Source organism: Acidovorax sp. NB1 (assembly GCF_005405905.1).
Taxonomy (GTDB): Bacteria; Pseudomonadota; Gammaproteobacteria; order Burkholderiales; family Burkholderiaceae_C; genus Acidovorax.
Window position 1 is genome coordinate 333,218 of the sequence record NZ_BJHU01000021.1, and the last position, 22,743, is coordinate 355,960.

Below are 22,743 nucleotides of genomic sequence, written 5' to 3' on the forward strand. Positions count from 1 at the left end.
GCGCCTGCGCAGCGGGGTTCAATCGTCGCCGCTGGGCTGCACCCACCAGTAGATCAAGACCAGCGAGCCGATGCCGGTGAGCGACAGCAGCTGCCACCAGCCCGAGCGCCCGATGTCATGCAAGCGGCGCGCACCCACGGCCAGTGCTGGGAGCAGCAGCGCCAGCGCAGCAATGCCATAAAGCACTTGGCTCACCAGGGTGGCAATCACCAACACGCCCAGCTGGAACAAGGCAAACCACCAGAACTCCGAACGGGGCGCGCGGCCCGAAAACCCTGCGTACTGCGCAAAGCAGCTTTTGACAGCCGAAACAAAATCCATAGTGAACTCCCTCTCTTGGTTGAAAAAGCAAACCAGCGATGTGGGGGCACAGCCCCCCGCGCCATGATAGGGGCGCTCCGCGTCAGAGCCTGAAGGAAACTGCCTGGCGCCGCCTGGCTGCTCTTGGCAGCGCTGGCGGCCTGCGGCGCATCCGCAGCCATTCACTACTATTTCTATAGCTAAAAAGGCTTACCTATCAGGCGGCAGCGGCCATTTTGACTATATTTTTCGGTATCAACCCGCTGTGCGCAGCGACTGCGTGGCGCGTGCCAGCTCGGTGATGCGTGCCCAGTCGCCCGCACGCACCGCGTCGGTGGGCGTGAGCCACGAGCCGCCCACGCAGCGCACATTGGGCAGTGCCAGGTAGTTGGGGGCAGTGGCGTTGGTGATGCCGCCGGTGGGGCAAAAGCTCACCTGGCCAAACGGGCTGGCCCAGGACTTGAGCAGCGGGATGCCGCCCACGGCCTCGGCCGGGAACAGCTTGAGGAACGAGAACCCATCGGCCAGCGCCGCCATGATCTCGCTCGACGTGGCCACCCCGGGCAGCAGTGGCAGGTTCAGGCCCTTGCAGGCACTGCCCACTTCCGACGTGTAGCCAGGGCTCACAGCAAAACGCGCACCGGCTTCGCTCGCGCGGCGGGCGTCATCGGCGTTGAGCACCGTGCCCACGCCCACGACGGCTTCGGGCAGATGGCGGGCGATGGTTTCGATGGCGGGCAGACCGGCAGCGGTGCGCAGCGTCACCTCCAGCACCTTCACGCCACCGGCCAGCAGGGCCTCGGCCAGGGGCAGCGCGTCTTCCACGCGGTCAATCACGATGACAGGGATCACAGGGCCGTGGCTGGCGATGTCGAGAGGGTTCATGGGTTGGTGCTCCTTGGTGTGTTCGATGTCGGATGCCGCAAGCGGCCTACAAAACGGGCGCTACGCGATGCCAGTGCACCCGTGGAACTGGCTTCGCCAGGCCACCGGGTGCGTCCCCCTCCCGCGCAGCGAGAGAGGGGGAAGGCGCGCAGCGACTCAGGGGGTGCATCCTGCTACAGCCAGGTGCAGGCGCCTTGCTCGGCGCCACCCGCGTGGCGGCGGAAGTTGGTGAAGAGTTCGCGGCCAAAGCCGGTTTGGGATGGGGCGCTGTACGGCGCTGGTGTGCGTGCCGCCCAGGTGGCTTCATCGACCAGCACATCGAGCGTGCCCGCTACCGCATCGACCCGCACGATGTCGCCATCGCGCACCTTGGCCAGCGGGCCACCGGCCAGCGCCTCGGGCGTGACGTGGATCGCGGCGGGCACCTTGCCCGATGCGCCGCTCATGCGGCCGTCGGTCACCAGCGCCACTTTGAAGCCCTGGTTCTGCAGCACCGCCAGCGGGGGCGTGAGCTTGTGCAGCTCGGGCATGCCATTGGCCTGCGGGCCCTGAAAGCGCACCACGGCCACCATGTCCTGGTTCACCTCGCCCGCGCTGAAAGCGGCGAGCAACGCCTCTTGCGAATCGAACACGCGGGCGGGAGCTTCGATGATGTGGCGGTCTTCGGGTACGGCCGACACCTTGATCACCGCGCGGCCCAGGCGGCCTTGCAGCAGGCGCAGGCCACCCGTGGGCGAGAACGGCGCGCTCACGGGCCGCAGCACCGAGGTGTCGCCCGACACGGCCGGTGCGCTCTTGCCGCCATCGGCAATGCCGCCCGCGTTCACACTCATCACATCGGGGTGCATGAAGCCGCCCGCCAGCAGCTCGCGCAGGATCCAGGGCGGGCCGCCTGCGGCCTGGAACTGGTTCACATCGGCATCGCCATTGGGGTACACGCGGGCCAGCAGCGGCACGGCGGACGAGAGTTCGTCAAAGTCCGTCCAGTCGATCAAGATGCCCGCGCTGCGCGCAATCGCCACCCAGTGGATCAGGTGGTTGGTGGAGCCGCCCGTGGCCAGCAGGGCCACCATGGCGTTGACGATGCAGCGCTCGTCCACCAGCTTGCCGATGGGCGTGAAGCGCTTGCTGCGCTTGCCGATGTCGAGCACGGTGCGCATCGCCTGGCGGGTGAAGGCCTCGCGCGCCTCAGTGCCGGGCGACTCGAACGCTGCGCCGGGCACATGCAGGCCCATGGCTTCCAGCAGCATCTGGTTGCTGTTGGCCGTGCCATAAAACGTGCAGGTGCCTGGGCTGTGGTACGCGGCCGATTCGGCCTTGAGCAGCTCGTCGCGGCCCACCAGGCCTTGTGCGTACTGCTCGCGCACCTTGGCTTTGTCTTTGTTCGACAGGCCCGTGCCCATGGGGCCTGCGGGCACAAACACGCAGGGCAAGTGGCCGTAGTGCAGCGCGCCGATCAGCAGGCCCGGCACGATCTTGTCGCACACGCCCAGCAGCAGCGCACCGTCAAACACATCGTGGGACAGCGCTACCGCCGTGGCCATGGCAATGGCATCGCGGGAGAACAGCGACAACTCCATGCCGGGCGTGCCCTGCGTCACACCGTCGCACATCGCAGGCACACCGCCCGCCACTTGCACCGTGGCGCCAAGCTGGGCGGCTTCGTCGCGCAAAACGGCGGGGTAGCCCTGGTACGGCTGATGGGCCGAGAGCATGTCGTTGTAGGCCGTGACGATGCCGATGTTGGGGGCCTTCTCGACCGTGACCTTGAACTTGTCCGAGCCCGGCAGCGCCGCGTAGGCATGGGCCAGGTTGGCGCAGCCCATGCGGTCTTGTGCGGGCTTGCGGGCGATCATGGCGTCGATGCCAGCAAGGTATGCGCCGCGCGTGTCTGCGCTGCGCTGGACAATGCGCTCGGTGACGCGCGCTACAACTGGATGCATGGAAGTCTCCATCGGTGGGTGGCTCGGCCCCGTGCATGGTGCCGGGGCTCAGTATCTGAGGCCCTAGAATGTAACTCGATAACCATCCCACTTCAACCCATGTCCCTGCAAACCTTGCCCTTGCCGCCGTCCGAACTGGGCGAATCCCCCTTCTGGCACCCCGAGGAGCAGCAGCTCTACTGGTGCGATATTCAGGGTTTTGCAGTGCATGCGTGGAGCCCCAGTACCGGCCAGCATCGCCAATGGCGCGTGCCCAGCGAGCCCGGCTGCTGCGCGCCAGCGGCGGATGGACGATTGGTAATCGGGTTACGAAACGGTTTCTATCTTCTGGACACGGCCAAGGACAGCGCAGACCCCACCGCCCTTACCTGCCTGGCCCTGCTGCCGCACGAGCAGCACGACACCGCTGTGCTGCGCCTGAATGACGGGCGTTGCGACACCGCAGGCCGGTTCTGGGCGGGCTCGGTCATCACGCCCCGCACTGCGCCCCATGCCGCGCTGTGGTGCCTGCAGGCCGATGCCAGCAGCGCCACTGGCTACAGCGTGCGCCACATGGCAGGCGACAACTTCACCGCCAACGGCCTGGCCTTCAGCCCCGACAACCGCACGCTGTACTGGTCTAACACGCCAGAGCACCGCATCGATCAATTCGAGTTCGATGCGGCCACAGGCGAAATCACCAATCGCCGCCCCTGGGTGCAGTTCGACCGCAAGGTGGAAGGCCAGCCCTACGGTGGCCGGCCCGATGGCGCGGCAGTGGATGTGGAGGGGAACTACTGGGTGGCGATGTACGAGGGGGCTTGTGTGTTGCAGCTCTCGCCAGCGGGTGAGGTGCTGCAGCGCATCGCCGTGCCGGTGCAGTGCCCGACCATGGTGTGTTTTGGAGGGGAGGATTTGCGGACGCTGTTCATCACGTCGGCACGGGCGGGGAGGCCGGTGGAGGAGCAGCAGGCAGACATTCCTGCGGGGTCGCTGTTCAGCGTGCGGGTGGAGACTGCTGGACTACAAGTGAATCTCTTCACGTACTGAGGACGCTGGGCAGCTCAAGAGACATTGCAGACGTTTGACCTCTCTGAAGGTCGGCACCTACTACCCACGCTTACTCTGACGACAGGAGAGCTAGGCTTCACTGAGGTAGCCCCTTTCAACTTGCTGCTTCTGATTCTCAAAAACAGCCATGGCAGTCTTCATTCGCAAGAAGCCGAACTTCCTATAGAAAGGCTCTTTGCCAGGGACTGCATACAAGATGATTTTCTTGTGTCCGCATGACATTTCCATCAAGTTGCTGACAACCTGTTTGCCAAGGCCAGTCCCCTGATGACTGGGCGATACCGCAATGTCGCAGATGTACGAGCAATCTGCACCATCTGCGAGCGCACGCCCCACCGCTACCAGCTTTGCATTCTCGTAGACGAAACACTTGAACATGCTGTTCGAGAAGACCTTCTGCAGATGAAGCGGGCTCTTCTCACCCAGAGGCGCGGCTCGATAAAGAGCAGAAAGTTCTTCCCAGTCGATCCCATCCGTAGAGTGTTTCCATTCGATTGACACTTGTGACTCCCTTGTCCGAAATTGACCGATAGCCATCATTCTTGCTCACACACCACCACACCCAACGCGTCACAACACGCCCCTATGTTGTGACGGCCCCCGCATTGCCCTTCTCGCAGGTGGTGTTGCGGTTGTCGCGGCGCAGGATGCCAAACCACGCGACCGGCCCCGGCTGCAAAATGCCCACCGTAAGCACAATTACGGACGCCGAGCGCTACGCCGTTCAGTAGACTGGCCACTCCCATAAAAAGAGAAGCGCTCGGAACCCTGTTCCGGGCGCTTCTTGCATTCATAACAGTGGAGTTCAGTATGGAGTTTGTTCAAAGTGCCGATTTCTGGATCGGCCTGGTGAAGATCGTCTGGATCAACATCATTCTTTCCGGCGACAACGCCGTGGTCATTGCCTTGGCGGCCCGCTCGCTTCCGCCGCACCAGCAGCGCAAGGCAGTTTTCTGGGGCTCGGGCGCGGCCGTCGTGCTGCGCATTGCGCTCACTGTTGTTGCAGCCAAATTGCTGCAACTGTCCTTCCTGCAGATTTTGGGCGGATGCCTGCTGCTGTGGATCGGCTTCCAGCTGCTCAGCAACGATGAAGAAGACGAAGGCGAATCGAAGACCTATGGCAGCCTGATGGCCGCTGTGCGCACGATCCTGATCGCCGACCTGGTGATGAGCCTGGACAACGTGATTGCCGTGGCTGCTGCGGCGCAAGGCAGCGTCTTGCTGCTGGTGCTGGGCCTGGCCATCAGCATCCCGCTGGTGATCTTCGGCAGCACGCTGATGATCAAGTTGATGGAACGCTTCCCCGTCATCGTGCTGCTGGGTGCAGCACTCATTGGATGGGTGGGCGGGGAAACCATCGCCAGCGACGCAGCGCTGCATGACTATGCCGTGGCACACCCTGCGCTGCACTACATCGCCGCAGCCTTGGGCGCAGCGCTGGTCGTGGGGGTCGGCAAGTTCTGGCCTTCCAGAGCAGCCCGCAACTCAGCGGCTTGAGCGCGCACTGGCCAGGCGCCGTCGGGACGGGAACCACGGCAGCCCTGGCGCCGCCGTAACGGCTCTTCAAGGGTTGTTGCGGCGCGTGGCGCAGCAGTGCTGACAGCGAAAGCGGGCCAGCACCGTCACCGGTTCTCAAGGGTGGCCAGGGGCCACAAAACGGCTTTCCCCCAAGAATCCCTGCGCGTCCAGCGCCCACAACAACACGTCATAACACGCCCCCATGTTGTGATAGTCCACCTTCCCCGCGTTGCTCTTCTCGCGGGTGGTGTTGTGGTTGTCGCGGTGCAGGATGCGAAACCACGCGCCGTGTTCGTGGTCCACAAAATGCGCCCAGCAATAGGCCCAGATGCGGTCGTACCACTGCCAGTAGCGTTCATCGCCCGTGCGCTGGGCCAGCACGGCAGCGGCGGCCATGCTTTCGGCCTGCACCCAGTGGTATTTGCCGTCGTCGCAGATGCTGCCGTCGGGCGCCATGCCGTAGTACAGGCCACCGTGTTCGGCGTCCCAGCCCCGCTCCACCGCAGCATCGAACAGGCGCTGCGCACAGGGCAGGTGCCAGTCGGCGGGCAGCAAGGCGTCGAGCTGCAGCAGCAGCTTGGCCCACTCGGTCTGGTGGCCGACTTGGTAGCCCCAGGGGCGGAAGATGTTGCTGCGATCGTGGCGGTTGTAGTCCCAGTCCACGGACCAGTCGGCATGGAAGTGCTCCCACACCCAACCTTCGGCAGCAGGGGCATGCGCTGGGTCCGACAGCGCGGCTTGCCGCTGGCAAATGCCTTGCGCGAGTTGTTCCGCACGCTCGATGTAGCGGCGGTCGCCCGTGGCGCGGAAGGCCGAGATCATGGCCTCGCAGGCGTGCATGTTGGCGTTCTGGCCCCGGTAGCCCGTCAGTTGCCAGGCGGGGCTGGCCTCGTCGGCATACAGGCCAGCGGCGGGTTGCCAAAAGTGCTGTTCAGCGGTGTCAAACGCTTCTGCCAGCCACGCGCGGGCTTCAGGCACACCGGCCTCAAAAGCGCGGGCATAGGCCAGCATCACAAAGGCCATGCCGTAGCAGTGGCGCGTGGCGTCTTGCACGGTGGCGCGGCCATCCTGCCAGTCGATCAGCCACGCATAGCCGCCCGTGGCAGGGTCGAGAAACGCGGTGCGCAGAAACGTGAGCGCATGCCGCATGCCCGCCTGGTAACGCGCCTCACCCGTGGTGCGGTAGAGCATGGCGTGTGTGACCACAAAACGCGTGGCGCTGACGAGGTGGCGGGTGTGCGTGTTGTAGACCGTGCCATCGTCAAGAAAGAAGTGGTACTGCCCGCCGCCCGGGTCGGTGGCCACGGGGTCATAGAACGCCATGGTGTCCCGCAGATGCTGGCGCAAAAAGGCAACGGAGCGGAAGTCCGGAAGGGGCGGGATCGGCATGGTAGGTGTCTCCTGATGCATTGGCTATCGGCCGGAAACCGTGCGGTTTCTGCCGATGGGGCGCGTGGTCTGCCGCCAGCGCTGCCCCAAGACGTGTGGTGTTCCGGCGATCAGGTCGCGTCGCGCAAGAGGCCCAGCAGGCCTGCAGTGGAGCCATCCAGCCCCGCCACATCACCGCTCTCCAGCCGCGCCTCGATGTCCTTGGCCAGCACCTTGCCCAGCTCCACGCCCCACTGGTCAAAGCTGTTGATGCCCCACAGGCTGCCGCTCACAAACACGCGGTGCTCCTGCAGCGCAATCAGCGCACCCAGCGACGTGGGGGTGAGCGAATCGAGCAGCATCAGCGTGCTGGGGCGGTTGCCGGGGAAGTGCCGGTGGCCGTCGTCGCTGGCCTTGCCCACCATCAGCGCCTGGGTTTGCGCCAGCGCGTTGGCCAGCAGTTTTTGCTGGTGGCCCGGCAGCGGGTGCGAGGCCTTGCGCACGGCCACGATCTCCAGCGGCAGCACGTCGGCACCCTGGTGCAGCATCTGGAAGAACGCGTGCTGGCCGTTGGTGCCGGGCTCGCCCCACAGCACGGGCGACGTCACGCACGCCAGTGCACTGCCGTCTTGCGCCACGCGCTTGCCGTTGCTCTCCATCTCCAGCTGCTGCAGATAGGCCGAGTAGCGGCCCAGCGCCGCGTGGTACGGCGCGATGCAGCGGCTGGTAAAGCCGTGGAAATTGCGGTACCAGACATCGAGCAGGCCCAGGCGCACGGGCAGGTTCTGCGCGAGCGGCGCGGTGCGGAAATGCTCGTCCATGGCATGGGCACCCGCGAGGAAGTCGCGGAAGCCCTGCGCACCAATCGCAATGGCAATCGGCAACCCAATGGCCGACCACAGCGAATAGCGGCCGCCCACCCAGTCCCAGAAGCCGAACGTGGTGGTGATGCCGAGGGCCGCGGCAGCCTCGATGTTGGTGGTGAGCGCCGCGAAGTGGCGCGCCACATCGCGCCCGCCCTGGGCAGCAAACCACGCGAGGGCCGAGCGCGCATTGGTCATGGTCTCGGCGGTGGTGAAGGTCTTGGACGCGACCAGAAACAGCGTGCTCTCGGGCCGCAGGCCCTTGAGCACATGGTGCAGCTCGTGCCCGTCCACGTTGGAGACAAAGTGAAAGCGCTTGCCAGGAATGCGGAACTCTTCCAGCGCGCGCACCGCCATGTGCGGCCCCAGGTCCGACCCGCCGATGCCGATGTTCACCACATCGGTGATGGCGGCATCACTGCGCACCTGCTCGGCGTAGTGCAGCATCGCATCGAGCGTGTGGTGCACGTCGGCCAGGCGCTGCGCGGTTTCGGGCACATCGCCGGGCAGGGCCACGCCCGCAGGGCGGCGCAGCAGCGTGTGCAGCACGGCGCGGTTTTCGGTGGCGTTGATGGCCTCGCCTGCCAACATCGCATCCCGGTGCTGCGCCACCCCGCAGGCGCGGGCCAGGTCCAGCAGCAGGGCTTCGGTCTCGCGGCTCCAGAGGTTCTTGGAGAGGTCGGCAAACACGTGGGGCGCCTGCTGGCTGAAATGCGCAAAACGCTGGGCGTCCTGCGCAAAGGCCTGGCGCATGTCCAGGCTGCGGCCCTGGGCGTCAAAGTGGGCCGCCAGCAGGGGCCAAGAAGCAGTCTGGTCGCAACGGGTGGGCATGAAGGTCAGTCGTCTGGGGTTGGAAATGCGCCGGAATGGTAACTTGATTACAGAAATTCAATGAATTTCAAAGATTCTTTTGGGTTACAAGCAGCAGGAACATAGCAAAGAAGACTACAAATTTATGTAACGTGATTACAATTCCACGCAGCAAAACGAAACACCCACCACGGAGACACCATGAGTTTTGACCTCGTCCTGTTCGGCGGCACCGGCGACCTTGCCTGGCGCAAGCTCATGCCTGCATTGTTTCAGGCATTCCGGCATGGCACGCTGCCCGAGGGCGGACGCATCATCGCCGTGGCGCGCGACGACCTGAGCGACGAACAATACCGCAGCCTGATCCAGTCGCGGTTCGACAGCGTGGAGCTGGCCAAGCGCCCGACGCCGGACGAGTTTGCGCGGTTTGCAGCCCTGCTGAACTACCTGCGCATGGACCTGTCCAAAACCCAGGACTACGAGCGCCTGGCCGAAACGCTGAAGGCGCGCGGTGCAGATTCGGTGGTGATGTATGTGGCCACCGCGCCCAGCCTGTTCACCAACGTGTGCGAGCAGATCGCCGCCGTGGGCCTGAACGGCCCCACCACCCGCGTGGTGCTGGAAAAGCCCCTGGGCCACGACCTGCAGTCCAACCGCGCCATCAACGACACGCTGCGCCGCGTGCTGAAGGAAGAGCAGGTCTTCCGCATCGACCACTACCTGGGCAAGCCCTCGGTGCAGAACCTGTTTGCGCTGCGCTTTGGCAACGCGCTGTTCGAGCCCCTGTGGCGCCGCGAGACCATTGCCAACATCCAGATCACGATTGCCGAAGAGCTGGGTGTGGAGTCGCGCGGCGCGTTCTACGACCAGACCGGCGCGATGCGCGACATGGTGCAGAACCATGCGCTGCAGCTCCTGTGCGCGATTGGCATGGAGCCCCCCATCAACTCCAGCGCCAACGCCATCCGCGACGAAAAGCTCAAGGTGCTGCAGTCGCTCAAGCCCTGGACGCTGGAGACCATCGGCCAGCATGTGATCCGTGGGCAGTATGCGGCGGGCAACCACCAGGGCCAGCCCGTGCCCGGCTACGCGCAAGAAAAAGGCGTGGCCCCCGGCAGCACCACCGAAACCTTTGTGGCGCTGCGCACCGAAATCAGCAACTGGCGCTGGGCGGGTGTGCCGTTCTACATCCGCACGGGTAAGCGGCTGGCGGGGCGCGATGCGCACATCGTCATCAACTTCCGGCCCGTGCCCCACCCCATCTTCAAAACGCCTGCAGGTGCCGCCAACCGCCTGGTGATCAACCTGCAACCCAAGGACGGGCTGGAGCTGCACCTGATGGCGCAAGGCGCCGCCCAGCACCAAACCGAGCCAGCGCTCTCGCAAGTGCACCTGAACCTGGACTTTGACCAGCGCTTTGGCACCGAACGCGTGGGCGCCTACGAACGCCTGCTGCTCGACGTGATTGCCGGCCGCCTGAACCTGTTCGTGCGCAGCGACGAGCAGGAAGAAGCCTGGCGCTGGGTAGAGCCCATCTTGCAATACTGGAAGAACGACCCGACAGGCCCCCGCCCCTACCCCGCCGGCAGCTGGGGCCCGCGTGCAGCCAGCGCGATGATTGCGCGCGACGGGTATTGCTGGAGCGAGGAGATGTGATCGACAGGTGGTAGCCTTGAAAGCTCCGCCTGCCCCAGAATCAAACAGCGCCAATGGCATGCTCACGAAACGAAAGCTAATACCCTTCATCCTGAGCATTCCTTTGATCGGGGCGGTCGCCTTCTTCGGGCCATTGAGTCCTGAAGGTTGGAAGTCTGCGTGTGGATGCATGCCTGCAGACTGGGAGTTCGTGCGCATCCTGTCGATTGAAGCGGAAGGGTCATCTTTCCCGGCTTCTGTGGACCTCGACAAGCTGGACGCAGAAAGAGTTGCCTCTGGCTTCAGGCGCAAGATTCCCGTTGGCTCCAGCATGCAAGAAATCAAGGAAACCAGCAGATTCATGGAATCTACCTGCGAAGAGGTGAATGCCCGCCTCTATCGCTGCGACTACTGGCTTCAATTCAAACGCACCTCAGCACGAGGTTACTCAGTGTCGTTTCACCTCTCCGAGCGCCAGCAGCTAGTGTCGGTAGAAGCCAAGTCAACAACGAGAGAGAAAAAACAGGCGTTGTGATTCGCGCGGGAGGCTCAGTCGGTTCCAGCGGTCTTTCTATCGCGCCCCTCAACCAGCTCGATCGGCAACCCATCCGGATCGGCAAAAAACGTGAACAGAGCGCCAGTGAACGGGTCCACCCGCACCGGCTCCACAGCCACACCGTGCGCCACCAGGGCGGCCACGCTCGCCTCCATGTCGGCCACGCGCAGGGCCAGGTGGCGCAGGCCGCAGGCCTCAGGGTAGGACGGGCGTGCGGGCGGGCGGGGGAAGGAAAACAGCTCCACCTGCGTGCCATCGGGCAGTTGCAGGTCGAGCTTGTGCGACTGCCGCTCGGCGCGGTAGTGCTCGTGTACCACCTGCAGGCCCAGCACCTCGGTGTAGAAGCGGCGCGAGCGGGCGTAGTCGCTGGCGATGATGGCCACGTGGTGCACGCCGCTGGGCCGCAGCGCGGGCAGCGGCGCAGTGGCCGGGGTGCTGCCGCTCATGCGCCGGAGCCCGCAATGTCCAGCGCGCGCGAGGCACCGTGCAGCGCGGGCGTGGCGCCGGGGTCGATCACCCAGCAGGGGATGGAGGCCAGGTAGGACTGGAAGCGCCCCTTGGATTCAAACCGCGCGCGGAACGGCGACTGGTCGAACCAGGTGCCCAGGCGCGGCACCATGCCACCGCCGATGAAGACACCGCCGCGCGCGCCGAGCGTGAGCGCGAGGTTGCCCGCCACGCTGCCCAGAAAGCCGCAGAACAGCTCCAGCGCCTCCAGCGCCAGCGGGTCGTTGGCCTGCAATGCCAGCTCGGTCACCTGCGCGGCCGAGCTGACTTCCTTGCCGCCGCGCTGGGCCAGCCGGCGCAGCGCGTGGTACAGGTCCACCAGCCCGGCGCCACACACAGCGCGTTCGGCCGACACATGGCCGTAGCGCTCTTGCAGGATGGCGAGCACATCGAATTCGCGCTGTGTCTGCGCGGCCAGCGTGACGTGGCCGCCCTCGCCCGACAGCGGCACGCCCAGGCTGGAGCCGGGTGGAAACACCAGGCCCGACACGCCCAGGCCCGTGCCTGGGCCCAGCAGCGCAATCGCGGCGCCCGGCACGGCCGCGCCGCCGCCCACGGGGCGCAGCTGCTCGGGCGTGAGCAGGGGCAGCGCCAGTGCGAGCGCGGTGAAGTCGTTGATGACCACCAGCCGCTCAAAACCAAACGCCTCGCGCACGGCGCGCTGCGAAAAGCTCCAGCTGTGGTTGGTCATGCGGATGGCGTCGCCCGTGACCGGGTTGGCAATGCCAAAAGCGGCCTCGCGCGGGGTGGGCACGCCCACCTCTTGCAGGTAAGCGGCCAGCGCGGCGTCCACCGTGGGGAACTGCGCACAGGGCAAGACCCGCGTGTCGTTGAGCGGGCCCGTGGGCGATGCCTGCCAGGCCAGGCGGATGTTGGTGCCGCCAATGTCGGCAAGAAGGCGCTGCGGGTGCATAGATCGACGAAAAGAATCCCAAAGGGTCCGAAGAAGGGCCGGGCAGGCAGCATGCGCCACCCGCCCGGCAGCGGGAGAGCCAGCGGCTGCGGCCCTCAAATGCTACATAATTTATAGCTTAAAAGGCATACCAGTCGCGCGCAGAAGCCTGTTTTTACTTCAAATCTTTGCCGCGACAAAGACCAAAGTCGGGTGGCGGCGCCAGCGCCGCAAGATCACACCGTTTCTCTCAGGCCACCAGCCGCTCTTCCGATTTCACATCGAACCAGTGGGCATGCGCAGGCGCCAGCGCCAGGCCCACATGCTCGCCGGGCTGCACGCGGGTCTGGGCGTCGGTGCGCAGCGTGACGCTGCCCGCAGCGGTGTCCACCATCACATAGGTGTCCGGGCCCGTGGGCTCGACCACGCTGACCCGGCCGCGCCAGGGGGCGGTCTCCTGCATCACCAGGTGCTCGGGGCGCACGCCCAGCAGCACCTCGTTGGCACTGGAGGGCGGCGGCGCCAGGTTCAACGCTGCGCCCTGGATGCCAAACTGCCCCCCGGTGACCGCGCCGCGCAGCAGGTTCATGGTGGGCGAGCCGATGAAGGTGGCCACGTAGGTGTTGGCCGGGCGGTTGTAGATCTCGTCGGGCGTGCCCAATTGCTGCACCACGCCGCCCTTCATCACGGCGATGCGCGAGCCCAGCGTCATGGCCTCGACCTGGTCGTGCGTAACGTACACGCTGGTGATGCCGCTGGCCTGGTGCAGGCGCTTGATCTCGGCGCGCATCTCCACGCGCAGCTTCGCGTCGAGGTTGGACAGAGGTTCGTCAAACAAAAACAGCTGCGGCTGGCGCGCGAGCGCCCGGCCCATGGCCACGCGCTGGCGCTGGCCGCCGGAGAGCTGGCTGGGGCGGCGGTCCAGCAGGTGGCTGATCTGCAGCATGGCTGCGACTTCGTCGATGCGCTTTTGGCGCTCGGCCTTGGGCATCTTGCGCATCTCCAGCGCAAAGCCGATGTTGTCGGCCACGCTCAACGTGGGATACAGCGCATAGCTCTGGAACACCATGGCGATGTCGCGGTCGCGCGGAGGCATGCCCACCACGTTCTTGCCGCCGATGCAGATCTCGCCCTCGGTGGGCTCGTCCAGCCCCGCAATGATGTTGAGCAGCGTGGACTTGCCGCAACCGGAGGGGCCGACCAGGATCAAAAATTCGCCCGGTGCCACGTGGATGTCCACCTTGCGCAGCACCTCCACGCTTTTGTCGCCTTTGCCAAAGCGCTTGTTGATGCCTGCGATGTCGAGTGATGACGCCATGATTTCTAACCTTTAACCCTTGACCGCGCCCGCCGTGAGGCCGCGCACAAAAAACTTGCCTGCGAGAACGTAGATCACCATGGTCGGCAGGCCCGCGATGATGGCGGCCGCCATGTCCACGTTGTAGGCCTTCACGCTGGAGCTGGTGTTGGCCAGGTTGTTCAGCCCCACCGTCACCGGCTTCGAATCCGTGCCCGAGAACACCACGCCAAACAGGAAGTCGTTCCAGATGTTGGTGAACTGCCAGATCAGTGTGACCATGACGATGGGCGTGGATAGCGGCAGCACGATGCGCCAGAAAATCTGCCAGAAGCTCGCGCCATCCATGCGCGCCGCGTTCACCAGCTCCTTGGGGATGGCCGCGTAGTAGTTGCGGAAGAACAGCGTGGTGCCCGCCAGCCCCGCCAGGCAGTGCACCAGCACCAGGCCCGTGATCGAGCTCGACAGGCCGAGCCAGCCCAGCACCTGGCTCATGGGCAGCAGCACCACCTGGAAAGGCATGAACACGCCGAACAGCAGCAGGCCAAACAGAACATCGCTACCGCGAAACTTCCACAGGCTGAGCACATAGCCGTTGACGGCGCCCCACACGGTGGAGATCAGCACCGCAGGCACGGCCATGAACACGGAGTTCATGAAGAACGGGCGCAGGCCATTGCAGTCCACGCCCGTGCAGGCGCTCTGCCACGCCGTGCCCCAGGCCGACCAGTTCAGCGAGCCTGGCAGCGCCAGCAGCGAGGTGCTGCGGATCTCTTCGGCGTCCTTGAACGACGTGACCAGCATCGCGTACAGCGGCAGCAGGAAGAAGGCGGTGGCCAGGGCCAGCACCGCGTAGACCACAAAGCGGCCCACGGAAGGGAACAAAGAAGGCTTAGCGGTCATGGGGCTTGGTCCGCAGTTCGCTGTAAAGGTAAGGAATCACCAGGGCCGCCACGGTGGCCAGCATCATGGTGGCGCTGGCCGCGCCCAGGCCGATCTGGCCGCGCGAGAACGACATGGTGTACATGAAGGTGGCGGGCACGTCGGTGGCAAAACCGGGGCCACCTGCCGTGAGTGCCATCACCAGGTCAAAGCTCTTGATCGCCAGGTGCGACAGCACCATGAGCGTGGAGAAGAACACGGGCCTGAGCGCGGGCAGCACGATGCGCCAGTAGATGCGCGGCAGCGAGGCGCCATCGACCTGCGCGGCCTTGATGATGCTGTCGTCGATGCCACGCAGGCCCGCCAGGAACAGCGCCATCGCAAACCCGGCGCTTTGCCAGATGCCTGCGATGACCACGCAGTAGATGGCCATCTCGGTGTCCACCAGCCAGCCAAATTCGAAGTTGGGGAAGCCCCAGTCGCGCACCATTTTTTCCAGCCCCAGGCCGGGGTTGAGCAGCCACTTCCAGGCCGTGCCCGTGACCACAAACGACAGCGCCATGGGGTAGAGGTAGATGGTGCGCAATGCGCCTTCGGCGCGGATCTTCTGGTCCAGCAGTACGGCCAGCACCACGCCGATGGCGAGCGACCCGCCCACGTAGCCCACGCCGAAGATGCCCAGGTTCTTGAGGGCGACCCACCAGCGGTCCATCTCCCACAGGCGCTCGTACTGCGCCAGGCCCGCCCATTCGTAGTTGGGCAGCATGCGCGAGACGGTGAGGCTGAGCACGCCATTCCACACCATCAGGCCGTAAATGAAGGCGAAGCCCAGCACAAAGGCAGGCGCTACCACCAGCTTGGGCAGCCATGTTTCAAACGTGTTTTTGCTCATGGCCGCGGTATGTGTTTGTCATTGTCCTGCAGGGAAAAAAAGCGGGGGACACGCAGGAGTGCCCCCCAAAACTGAACAAAGTCACCTCGGAATAACTCGCTAACTCACGATCTCCTCAACGGATCACCACCACACCTCGTACTGCACGCCCACCAGCGTGCGCGAGGTCTTGCCATTGGCACCAAAGCTGCCCGCATTGGCTGCGGCGGCGGCCTGGTTCCAGTTGGCCTTGGTCACATACAGGCGCAGCTCGGGGCGCGACCAGAAGTCTTCCGACAGGGCCAGAGCGCCCGCCAGCGTGGCCTTGGACAGGCGCTGGTCCGGGCCGCTGCCCTTGCGGGTGGTAGTGGACAGTTCCACCAGGCCCTTGAAGTTCTTGGTGAACGCGTACGAGCCCCGGCCGCCCAGCGAGAAGTCCTTGGTTTCCACACCGGTCAGGTCGGCCTTGTTGGTCTGGTAGCCGATGAGTGCCTGGCCGCCAAACGGGCCGCTTTGCCAGTTGATCGAGTCGGCAATGCGCGTGGAGCGCCGGCCCGCCCGCGTGCCGTCGATGGCTTCGAACTCGCCGTCGATGCGGGCATGGCCGCGCGAGGTCTGCAGGTAGAAAGTGTTGCTGATGCTGGGCAGCAGGAATTCCTTCTGCGTGTGCATGAAGGAGATGCCCGAGCCCGAGCCCCCGTTGACCTGGCCCTTGCCGCCCACGGCCGTGAGCAACACCCGCAGCTTGCCGCCGGGGTTGGTGTTGATTTCAGACAGGTCGGCGTTGATGCGGTGCGCCTTCACGTTGTTGGGCAGGCCGCCGTCGAACTTGTCGCCGGTGAACAGGCCCACGCCCAGCTTCATGCCGCCCACAGGCACATCGGTCACACCGGCGCCGATGTTGTCGCCGTAGTTCAGCAGGAAGTAATCGACGATGTGCACGTCCTGGATGCGCAGGCGGCGCTGGCCAGCCCAGAACTTGGCTTCGGGGGCGAACGAGAAGCCGCTCATTTCCACAAATGCCTGTTCGGTGCTGATGTCGCCGCTGCCCCACTTGGCGGGCATGTAGTTCACCTTCCACTTCACGCCACCGGCTTCGAAGGTGCGCGCAAAGTTGACTTCGATGCCGTTGTCGCCTTCGTTGCCCAGGCGGAACTTCTGCAGTTCGCCACCGAGCGCCAGGTTGCCCTTGACGCCGTCCGAGTGGTTGAACACCGGGCCACCGCGTGAGTAGCCGTTGAACTCAAAGCCTGCTACGTCCATAGCAAAGGCGCCATTCGCGCATGCGGCGGCCAAAGCCACCGCCGTGAGGCGGTTTCTTGTCTTCATGATGGGATCCCTCTGGGGTTGGTTTTAGTGCGTGTGTGCGCGTGTATCTGGCACGGCTTACTTGGTTTTCGCGGCGGCCGCGATCTTCTTCATGGCATCGGCGACGCTGACCTTGTCGTCGTTCCAGAACTGGCTGACCACGTCCTTGATGGCGCCTTCGGTGGCCGGGGCAATCGCCATGCCGTGGGCCGCGCTGGGCACCAGGCCGCCGCTCTTGGCGGTGTCCACAAAGTCCTTGGCCGAGGCCTTGGCGCAGTCGTCGAACTTGTCCATGGGCTGGCCCGCACGCACGGGGATGGAGCCCTTGTTCAGGTTGAACACTTCCTGGAAGGCCGGGCTCATGATGGAGCTGGCCAGGTCGCTCTGGGCCTTCTGCGCGGCAGCGTCCTTGAGCTTGAACAGGATGAACGAATCCACGTTGAAGGTGAACGCGTTGGCCGAGCCCGGTGCAGCGGCGCACAGGAAGTCCTTGCCCGGTGCCTTGCCTGCGGCCAGGAACTCGCCCTTGGCCCAATCACCCATCAGCTGGAAGCCCGCCTTGCCCTGGATGAGCATGGCCGTGGCCAGGTTCCAGTCGCGGCCGGGTGCGCCGGGGTCGGTGTAGCCCTTGATGCGGCGGAAGGTCTCCAGCGACTTCTTCATGGTGTCGCTGGTGAGTGCGGTGTTGTCGAGCTTGACCAAGGCGTCCTGATAGAACTTGGCGCCGCCCACACCCAGCACGACGGATTCAAACGTGGTGAAGTCCTGCCAGTTCTGCCCGCCGTGGGCCACAGGCACCAGACCTGCAGCCTTGAGCTTGTCGGCGGCGGCAAAAAACTCGTCCCAGGTCTTGGGCATGGCGGCCACACCGGCCTTCTTCAGGGCTTCGGAGCTGCCCCACATCCAGTTCACGCGGTGCACATTGACCGGGGCGGCCACGTAGGCGCCCTTGTACTTCATCACGTCGGCGACGACCTTGGGCAGCAGCTCGTCCCACTTCTCGGCCTTGGCCAGGGTGTCCATGTTGGCCAGCACGCCTTCGGCAGCCCATTCCTGGATGGCCGGGCCCTTGGTCTGCGCGGCCGAGGGTGGGTTGCCCGAGATCACACGGCTTTTCAGCACCGTCATGGCACTGTCGCCACCGCCGCCCGCCACGGCAAAGTCGCGCCAGGTGTGGCCCTTGCCCTGCATGATCTTCTTGAGTTCGGCCACCGACTTGGCCTCGCCGCCCGATGTCCAGTAGTGCAGGACTTCGACCTCCCCCGCGCTGGCCGACATCGCTGCCGCCAGGCCCACCGCCACTGCGGCGATTTTTGTCATCTTCCACATACCCGTGTCTCCTCGATGTTTGAATCCGTTTGGTGCGCCGGAATCCGGTGCTGTTCAGCGCAGTCGGTACTTTAATTACAATAATTAATTTAATTCTCAGGGCTTTCCCTGAGAGTCGCGGAAGGCCCACAACAGGCCCGCCACGGGGCGCTTTGATATGCTCAATCCATGGCCACGCTACTCATTGTCGAAGACGACGCCCTCCTGCTCGACGCACTCACCGGCCAACTCAAGCAACTCGATTACAGCGTCTGCACCGCCAGCAGCGTGCCACAGGCCATGGCGCTTTTGCAGATGCAGGCCGTGGACGGAATCATCCTGGACCTGGGCCTGCCGGGCGCCGATGGCACCGAGCTGCTGACCTGGGCCCGCGCCCACATTGCGGGCCTGCCTGTGTTGATCCTCACCGCCCGCGACGGCGTGGAAGACCGCGTGCAGGGCCTCAACGCCGGGGCCGACGACTACCTCACCAAACCCTTCAACATGCAGGAGCTGCAGGCCCGCCTGCAGGCCATGCTGCGCCGTGCACGCCAGCCCGCATTTACCCAGGCCAGCAGCACCCAGGGCCCGCAGCTCACCACCCTGGGCCCGCTGGTGCTGGACCACGCGGGCCAGGCCGCCGCGCTGAACGGCGACCCGCTGGACCTGACCCAGCGCGAGTGGGAACTGCTGGTGCTGCTGGCCCACCGCGCAGGCGAGGTGGTCACGCGCGACGACGTGCTGGCCGCCTGGCGCGCCAGCCCCACCGACCCCGGCCAGGCCGCAGCCCCCTTGGCCTCGAACGCGCTGGAGGTGTATGTGCACCGCCTGCGCAAGAAGCTGGACGCCTCGCCCCTGAATATTCGCAATATCCGGGGGCTGGGGTACATGCTGAACAGGCCGTAGATGGAACACCCCCCTGAGTCGCTGCGCGCCTTCCCCCCGCTCTCGCTTCGCTGCGCTACGCGGGCAGGGGGACGATGCCCTCGCTGCGGGGCGGCCCTTGCTCGGCATCCCTCGCGGGGGCCGCGCCAGTGGCTGGCGTCGGGGGCCTCACTGATCGCTGTCGGCCCGGACCACTGACATGCGCCACGTACCCGGGGTTTCTCTTCAACGCAAGCTGCTGCTGTGGCTGCTGCTGCCGCAGCTGGTGCTGTGGCTGTCGGGCGGGTTTCTGGCCTGGCGCATTGCGCTGCAGAACGGCGAGAAGGGCATTGACCAGACGCTGACCCAGTCGGTGCGGGCGCTGGCGCGGCAGATCAAGCCGATTGGCGATGGGTTGCTGGTGGATTTTCCGAAGGCCGCGCAGGACATCCTGGAGCAGGACCCGGCCGACCGCATCACCTACATGGTGTCGTCCCCGCCCGGCCGTTTTTTGCTGGGCAACGCGCAGCTGCCGCCACCACCGCCCGTGGAGGTGCGTGTGGGCGACCCTTATCTGTACCACGCGCGCGTGGACGACCGCGCCGTGCGCGTGGCGCTGCTGGATGTGGACTACGGCACGCCCCAGACGCGCCAGACCCTGCGCGTGCAGGTGGCCCAGAGCCTCACGGTGCGCGAGCGCATCGCGCAGGAGCTGCTGGAGCAGATGGTGTTCCCCATGGGGCTGATGGGCCTGGCGCTGAGCGCTGTGGTGTATGCGGGCGTGCTGCGCGGCCTGCAGCCATTGAAGCGGCTGGAGGCCCAGATCGAACGCGCTGGCGCACTGCCCAAGGCGGGCTCCGCCCCCCTTCCCCCCATCGAGCTGACTGAGGCCCCGCAGGAGGTGCACTCACTGGCCAGCACCATCAACCGCTTGCTGGAGACCGTGGCGCGCGGTCAGCAAAAGGAAAAGCGTTTTCTCAACGATGCTGCACACCAACTGCGCACCCCGCTGGCGGGCTTGATCGGCCAGACCGAGCTGGCCCTGCACGAAAGCCACGAGCCCGCCGTGCAGGAGCGGCTGCAAAAAGTGCTCTCGGCCGCCCAGCGCAGCGCCCACCTGGTGCACCAGCTGCTGCAGCTGGCGCGCTCCGAATCGAACGTGGAAATGCAGCCCACCGACCTCGCCGCCTTGGCGCGCGAGGTGGCCCGCGAATGGGCGGCCCGCGCCCTGGCCCAGGGCATGGACCTGGGCTATGAGGGCGACGACAGCCTGCCCGTACAGGGCCATCCGCTGCTGCTGCGCGAGGCGCTCAACAACCTCATCGACAACGCACTGCACTACGCAGGCCCCGGCGCCACCGTGACGGTGCGCGTGGGCCACGAGGAGCCCGGCCGCTGGGCCTTGCTGGTGGTGGAGGACGACGGGCCGGGCGTACCGGCCGAGCACCTGGGCGATCTGTTTGCGCGCTTCTGGCGCGGGTCGGACAAGGCGGGGGGGTGTGGGCTCGGGCTGTCGATCGTGGAGGAGATCGCGTTGCGGCATGGCGGCCGGACGGTGGCGGAGGGGGTGGTGCCGAGGGGGTTGCGGGTGGGGATGCGGGTGCCCGCGGGGTGATTTTTAAGCCCCTTTTCGGGCTTCTCCGCGCATTGGCTATGCCCTTATAGCTCTTTTTTTGATAGCAAAATGCAACAAGGAGCTGAACTTTCGCAGCCTGGGCGCACGCCCAAGCGCCAAAAAACCCAGCCCACCGGGACATCAAAACGACAGAGCCACAAAAACAAAAAACGGCTGGCGCTCCCCCAACAAGCACCAGCCGCCCAACAAAACCAGAAACAGACTCAAGCAGCCAGGATCAACTTCTCCAGCTTCACCGCATCCACGGCAAACGCACGGATGCCCTCGGCCAGCTTCTCGGTGGCCATGGCGTCTTCGTTCAGGGCGTAGCGGAAACCGGCTTCATCGTAGTTCACGGCGGGCAGGTCCATGGCTTTGGCGGCATCGGCGTTCAGGGCACGCTGCAGCGGGGCCTCGCTGGCGGCCAGTTGGGCCAGCAGCTCGGGGGCAATGGTCAGCAGGTCGCAGCCTGCCAGAGCCGTGATTTGCCCCACATTGCGGAAGCTCGCGCCCATCACCTCAGTGGCGATGCCAAAGCGCTTGTAGTGGTTGTAGATCTGCGTGACGGACTGCACGCCGGGGTCGTTGGCGCCGGCACGCGCGGCCTCGTCCCAGCTGGCACCCGCCTGCTTCTTGTACCAGTCGTAGATGCGGCCCACAAAGGGCGAGATCAGCTGGACCTTGGCATCGCCGCAGGCCACGGCCTGGGCGAACGAGAACAGCAGCGTGAGGTTGGTGTGGATGCCCTTGCGCTCCAGCTGCTCGGCGGCCTTGATGCCTTCCCAGGTGGCAGCGATCTTGATGAGCACGCGGTCGATGTGGATGCCCTCGGCCTGGTACAGCTCGATGATGCGCTCGGCGCGCGTGACGGTGGCGCTGGTGTCAAAGCTCAGGCGGGCGTCCACTTCGGTGGAGACACGGCCCGGAATGGTGGCGAGGATTTCGCGGCCAAAACGCACCAGCAGGCGGTCGATGATCTCGTCCATGGGGCGGCCCCGAAACTGGGCCACGGTGTCCTGCAGCAGCGGTGCGTACTCGGGCTTTTGCACAGCCTTGAGGATCAGCGACGGATTGGTGGTGGCATCCTGGGGCTGGAACTGCGCCAGTTGCTTGAAGTCGCCAGTGTCGGCAACCACGGTGGTGAACTGTTTGAGGGCGTCGAGTTGGTTGGTCATGGCGCCATTATTCCGCATCACGCTCGCGGCCTTCGGTACTACCAACCACCGATACGCCGTGCACACCCAGGCCAAGCAGCACCTCGTCGCCCACGGCCAGCACATCGTCCAGATCGGACGACACCACAAAGATGGAGCCCAGCGAGGTGTCGAACGTGTACTCGTACACCGCGCCCAGGTAGGCCGACTTGGCCAGCCGCGCGGGCAGCAGTCCGTCGCCCTGCCGGGTGATGCGCCAGGCCTCCGGCCGCACCGCCACCTTCACCGGGCCGCTCTGCACCGCCATGCGAGGGCGCAGCACCAACGGGCCCAGCGCCACCGTGCCGTCGGGGCCCGCCACAGCCGGGAACAGCATGGCCTCGCCCATGAAGCCTGCGACAAATTCGCTGTGTGGGGTTTCGTACAGCGCGCGGGGCGAGCCCTTCTGCGCAATCAGGCCCTGGTTCATCACGATGATCTGGTCGCTCACGGCCATGGCCTCGGCCTGGTCGTGCGTCACATAGGCTACCGTGAGCGACAGGCGCTGCTGCAGCGCACGAATCTCCTCGCGCATCTCGCGGCGCAGGCGGGCGTCGAGGTTGGACAAGGGCTCGTCGAACAGCAGCACCTCGGGCTCCAGCACCAGCGCGCGGGCCAGGGCCACACGCTGCTGCTGCCCCCCCGAGAGTTCGCTGGGCAAGCGGTCGTCATAGCCCACCAGACCCACGCCGCGCAGCGCCTCCACGGCCTTGGCGCGCGCCTGCTCCTTGGGCTGGCCCGACATGCGCAGGCCGTACATCACGTTCTCCACCACGTTCATGTGCGGGAACAGCGCGTAGCTCTGGAACATCATGCTCACGTTGCGCTGCGCGGGGCCGAGCGTGGTCACGTCCTTGCCGCCGATGAAGATCTCGCCCGAGGTGGGCGACTCCAGCCCCGCGATCATGCGCAAGGTGGTGGTCTTGCCGCAGCCCGAGGGGCCGAGGATGGTGGTGAGCGTGCCGCGCGGCACCTCAAAGCTGATGCCCTTGACGGCTAGGGCTGCGCTGCTGTCGCTGCCGTAGCGTTTGGTGATGTTGCGGAACACAATGCCCGCGTCGTTGTGGTTCATGGCGTT

At 65.4% G+C, this 22,743-nt stretch carries 21 protein-coding genes; 6 read left to right on the forward strand and 15 right to left on the reverse strand.

Annotated elements, in window-relative coordinates; all coding sequences use genetic code 11:
- Positions 1-18: 18 nt before the first annotated feature.
- From AvAM_RS09865 to edd, 3 genes are all read right to left on the reverse strand, one after another.
- Entirely contained in the window at positions 19-321 is a 303-nt protein-coding gene (locus tag AvAM_RS09865; RefSeq protein ID WP_137746883.1) for a DUF805 domain-containing protein, read from the reverse strand.
- A gap of 234 nt (positions 322-555) precedes the next feature.
- Complete coding sequence (eda, locus tag AvAM_RS09870; protein WP_137746884.1) at positions 556-1,185, reverse strand: bifunctional 4-hydroxy-2-oxoglutarate aldolase/2-dehydro-3-deoxy-phosphogluconate aldolase; 630 nt, start codon at positions 1,183-1,185, stop codon at positions 556-558.
- Positions 1,186-1,358: 173 nt separating this feature from the next.
- Positions 1,359-3,128, reverse strand: a complete 1,770-nt coding sequence (edd, locus tag AvAM_RS09875) for a phosphogluconate dehydratase (RefSeq protein ID WP_137746885.1) — start codon at positions 3,126-3,128, stop codon at positions 1,359-1,361.
- 99 nt (positions 3,129-3,227) lie between these two features.
- Between edd and AvAM_RS09880 the strand changes: the two genes are divergently transcribed.
- Positions 3,228-4,157 (forward strand): SMP-30/gluconolactonase/LRE family protein, encoded by a 930-nt coding sequence (locus AvAM_RS09880; protein ID WP_137746886.1) that lies wholly within the window; start codon positions 3,228-3,230, stop codon positions 4,155-4,157.
- 90 nt (positions 4,158-4,247) lie between these two features.
- On the opposite strand, the gene AvAM_RS09885 is transcribed toward AvAM_RS09880, so the two are convergent.
- Entirely contained in the window at positions 4,248-4,679 is a 432-nt protein-coding gene (locus AvAM_RS09885) for a GNAT family N-acetyltransferase (protein WP_137746887.1), read from the reverse strand.
- 309 nt (positions 4,680-4,988) lie between these two features.
- On the opposite strand from AvAM_RS09885, the gene AvAM_RS09890 reads away from it, so the two are divergent.
- Entirely contained in the window at positions 4,989-5,675 is a 687-nt protein-coding gene (locus AvAM_RS09890) for a TerC family protein (protein WP_137746888.1), read from the forward strand.
- 135 nt (positions 5,676-5,810) lie between these two features.
- On the opposite strand, the gene AvAM_RS09895 is transcribed toward AvAM_RS09890, so the two are convergent.
- Entirely contained in the window at positions 5,811-7,085 is a 1,275-nt protein-coding gene (locus AvAM_RS09895; RefSeq protein ID WP_137746889.1) for an AGE family epimerase/isomerase, read from the reverse strand.
- 110 nt (positions 7,086-7,195) lie between these two features.
- Positions 7,196-8,758, reverse strand: coding sequence for a glucose-6-phosphate isomerase (pgi, locus tag AvAM_RS09900; protein ID WP_137746890.1), 1,563 nt, complete (start codon positions 8,756-8,758; stop codon positions 7,196-7,198).
- A 180-nt stretch (positions 8,759-8,938) separates the two neighbouring features.
- Here pgi and zwf point away from each other — a divergent pair, with 180 nt between their 5' ends.
- Entirely contained in the window at positions 8,939-10,393 is a 1,455-nt protein-coding gene (gene zwf / locus AvAM_RS09905; protein ID WP_137746891.1) for a glucose-6-phosphate dehydrogenase, read from the forward strand.
- Between the two features lie 58 nt (positions 10,394-10,451).
- Positions 10,452-10,907, forward strand: a complete 456-nt coding sequence (locus AvAM_RS09910) for a hypothetical protein (protein ID WP_137746892.1) — start codon at positions 10,452-10,454, stop codon at positions 10,905-10,907.
- A gap of 14 nt (positions 10,908-10,921) precedes the next feature.
- Here AvAM_RS09910 and AvAM_RS09915 read toward each other — a convergent pair whose 3' ends face one another.
- The 7 genes from AvAM_RS09915 to AvAM_RS09945 form a co-directional block, all read right to left on the reverse strand.
- The gene (locus AvAM_RS09915; RefSeq protein WP_137746893.1) at positions 10,922-11,374 is read right to left on the reverse strand and encodes a VOC family protein; all 453 of its coding nucleotides are present in this window, start codon (positions 11,372-11,374) and stop codon (positions 10,922-10,924) included.
- Positions 11,371-12,348 carry a glucokinase gene (glk, locus tag AvAM_RS09920; protein WP_137746894.1) on the reverse strand — a complete coding sequence of 326 codons (978 nt, stop codon included), beginning with the start codon at positions 12,346-12,348 and terminating at the stop codon, positions 11,371-11,373. The genes AvAM_RS09915 and glk overlap by 4 nt, the downstream gene beginning before the upstream one ends.
- Positions 12,349-12,577: 229 nt before the next feature.
- Positions 12,578-13,645 carry an ABC transporter ATP-binding protein gene (locus AvAM_RS09925; protein WP_137746895.1) on the reverse strand — a complete coding sequence of 356 codons (1,068 nt, stop codon included), beginning with the start codon at positions 13,643-13,645 and terminating at the stop codon, positions 12,578-12,580.
- A gap of 12 nt (positions 13,646-13,657) precedes the next feature.
- Positions 13,658-14,527 (reverse strand): carbohydrate ABC transporter permease, encoded by an 870-nt coding sequence (locus AvAM_RS09930; protein WP_137746896.1) that lies wholly within the window; start codon positions 14,525-14,527, stop codon positions 13,658-13,660.
- Positions 14,517-15,398, reverse strand: a complete 882-nt coding sequence (locus AvAM_RS09935; RefSeq protein WP_137746897.1) for a carbohydrate ABC transporter permease — start codon at positions 15,396-15,398, stop codon at positions 14,517-14,519. Before AvAM_RS09935 ends, AvAM_RS09930 begins: the two co-directional genes overlap by 11 nt.
- A gap of 123 nt (positions 15,399-15,521) precedes the next feature.
- A complete protein-coding gene (locus tag AvAM_RS09940) occupies positions 15,522-16,640 on the reverse strand; it encodes a carbohydrate porin (RefSeq protein ID WP_137747093.1) in 1,119 nt (372 codons plus the stop codon).
- A 123-nt stretch (positions 16,641-16,763) separates the two neighbouring features.
- Complete coding sequence (locus AvAM_RS09945) at positions 16,764-18,014, reverse strand: ABC transporter substrate-binding protein (protein WP_137746898.1); 1,251 nt, start codon at positions 18,012-18,014, stop codon at positions 16,764-16,766.
- Positions 18,015-18,182: 168 nt separating this feature from the next.
- On the opposite strand from AvAM_RS09945, the gene AvAM_RS09950 reads away from it, so the two are divergent.
- Together AvAM_RS09950 and AvAM_RS09960 are read left to right on the forward strand one after the other, a co-directional pair.
- Entirely contained in the window at positions 18,183-18,899 is a 717-nt protein-coding gene (locus tag AvAM_RS09950) for a response regulator transcription factor (RefSeq protein ID WP_137746899.1), read from the forward strand.
- 178 nt (positions 18,900-19,077) lie between these two features.
- Positions 19,078-20,472, forward strand: a complete 1,395-nt coding sequence (locus tag AvAM_RS09960; RefSeq protein WP_137746900.1) for a sensor histidine kinase — start codon at positions 19,078-19,080, stop codon at positions 20,470-20,472.
- Positions 20,473-20,696: 224 nt separating this feature from the next.
- Here AvAM_RS09960 and tal read toward each other — a convergent pair whose 3' ends face one another.
- Complete coding sequence (tal, locus tag AvAM_RS09965) at positions 20,697-21,647, reverse strand: transaldolase (protein ID WP_137746901.1); 951 nt, start codon at positions 21,645-21,647, stop codon at positions 20,697-20,699.
- A 7-nt stretch (positions 21,648-21,654) separates the two neighbouring features.
- Positions 21,655-22,737: an ABC transporter ATP-binding protein gene (locus AvAM_RS09970; RefSeq protein WP_137746902.1), complete on the reverse strand. Its 1,083-nt coding sequence runs from the start codon at positions 22,735-22,737 to the stop codon at positions 21,655-21,657.
- Between the last annotated feature and the right edge of the window lie 6 nt (positions 22,738-22,743).

Bases quoted from the DNA above. Each gene is read 5' to 3' on its own strand.
- AvAM_RS09865 (WP_137746883.1), bottom strand. From the start codon at position 321: ATGGATTTTGTTTCGGCTGTCAAAAGCTGCTTTGCGCAGTACGCAGGG.
- eda (WP_137746884.1), bottom strand. From the start codon at position 1,185: ATGAACCCTCTCGACATCGCCAGCCACGGCCCTGTGATCCCTGTCATC.
- edd (WP_137746885.1), bottom strand. From the start codon at position 3,128: ATGCATCCAGTTGTAGCGCGCGTCACCGAGCGCATTGTCCAGCGCAGC.
- AvAM_RS09880 (WP_137746886.1), top strand. From the start codon at position 3,228: ATGTCCCTGCAAACCTTGCCCTTGCCGCCGTCCGAACTGGGCGAATCC.
- AvAM_RS09890 (WP_137746888.1), top strand. From the start codon at position 4,989: ATGGAGTTTGTTCAAAGTGCCGATTTCTGGATCGGCCTGGTGAAGATC.
- AvAM_RS09895 (WP_137746889.1), bottom strand. From the start codon at position 7,085: ATGCCGATCCCGCCCCTTCCGGACTTCCGCTCCGTTGCCTTTTTGCGC.
- pgi (WP_137746890.1), bottom strand. From the start codon at position 8,758: ATGCCCACCCGTTGCGACCAGACTGCTTCTTGGCCCCTGCTGGCGGCC.
- zwf (WP_137746891.1), top strand. From the start codon at position 8,939: ATGAGTTTTGACCTCGTCCTGTTCGGCGGCACCGGCGACCTTGCCTGG.
- AvAM_RS09910 (WP_137746892.1), top strand. From the start codon at position 10,452: ATGCTCACGAAACGAAAGCTAATACCCTTCATCCTGAGCATTCCTTTG.
- AvAM_RS09915 (WP_137746893.1), bottom strand. From the start codon at position 11,374: ATGAGCGGCAGCACCCCGGCCACTGCGCCGCTGCCCGCGCTGCGGCCC.
- glk (WP_137746894.1), bottom strand. From the start codon at position 12,348: ATGCACCCGCAGCGCCTTCTTGCCGACATTGGCGGCACCAACATCCGC.
- AvAM_RS09925 (WP_137746895.1), bottom strand. From the start codon at position 13,645: ATGGCGTCATCACTCGACATCGCAGGCATCAACAAGCGCTTTGGCAAA.
- AvAM_RS09930 (WP_137746896.1), bottom strand. From the start codon at position 14,527: ATGACCGCTAAGCCTTCTTTGTTCCCTTCCGTGGGCCGCTTTGTGGTC.
- AvAM_RS09935 (WP_137746897.1), bottom strand. From the start codon at position 15,398: ATGAGCAAAAACACGTTTGAAACATGGCTGCCCAAGCTGGTGGTAGCG.
- AvAM_RS09940 (WP_137747093.1), bottom strand. From the start codon at position 16,640: ATGGACGTAGCAGGCTTTGAGTTCAACGGCTACTCACGCGGTGGCCCG.
- AvAM_RS09945 (WP_137746898.1), bottom strand. From the start codon at position 18,014: ATGTGGAAGATGACAAAAATCGCCGCAGTGGCGGTGGGCCTGGCGGCA.
- AvAM_RS09950 (WP_137746899.1), top strand. From the start codon at position 18,183: ATGGCCACGCTACTCATTGTCGAAGACGACGCCCTCCTGCTCGACGCA.
- AvAM_RS09960 (WP_137746900.1), top strand. From the start codon at position 19,078: ATGCGCCACGTACCCGGGGTTTCTCTTCAACGCAAGCTGCTGCTGTGG.
- tal (WP_137746901.1), bottom strand. From the start codon at position 21,647: ATGACCAACCAACTCGACGCCCTCAAACAGTTCACCACCGTGGTTGCC.
- AvAM_RS09970 (WP_137746902.1), bottom strand. From the start codon at position 22,737: ATGAACCACAACGACGCGGGCATTGTGTTCCGCAACATCACCAAACGC.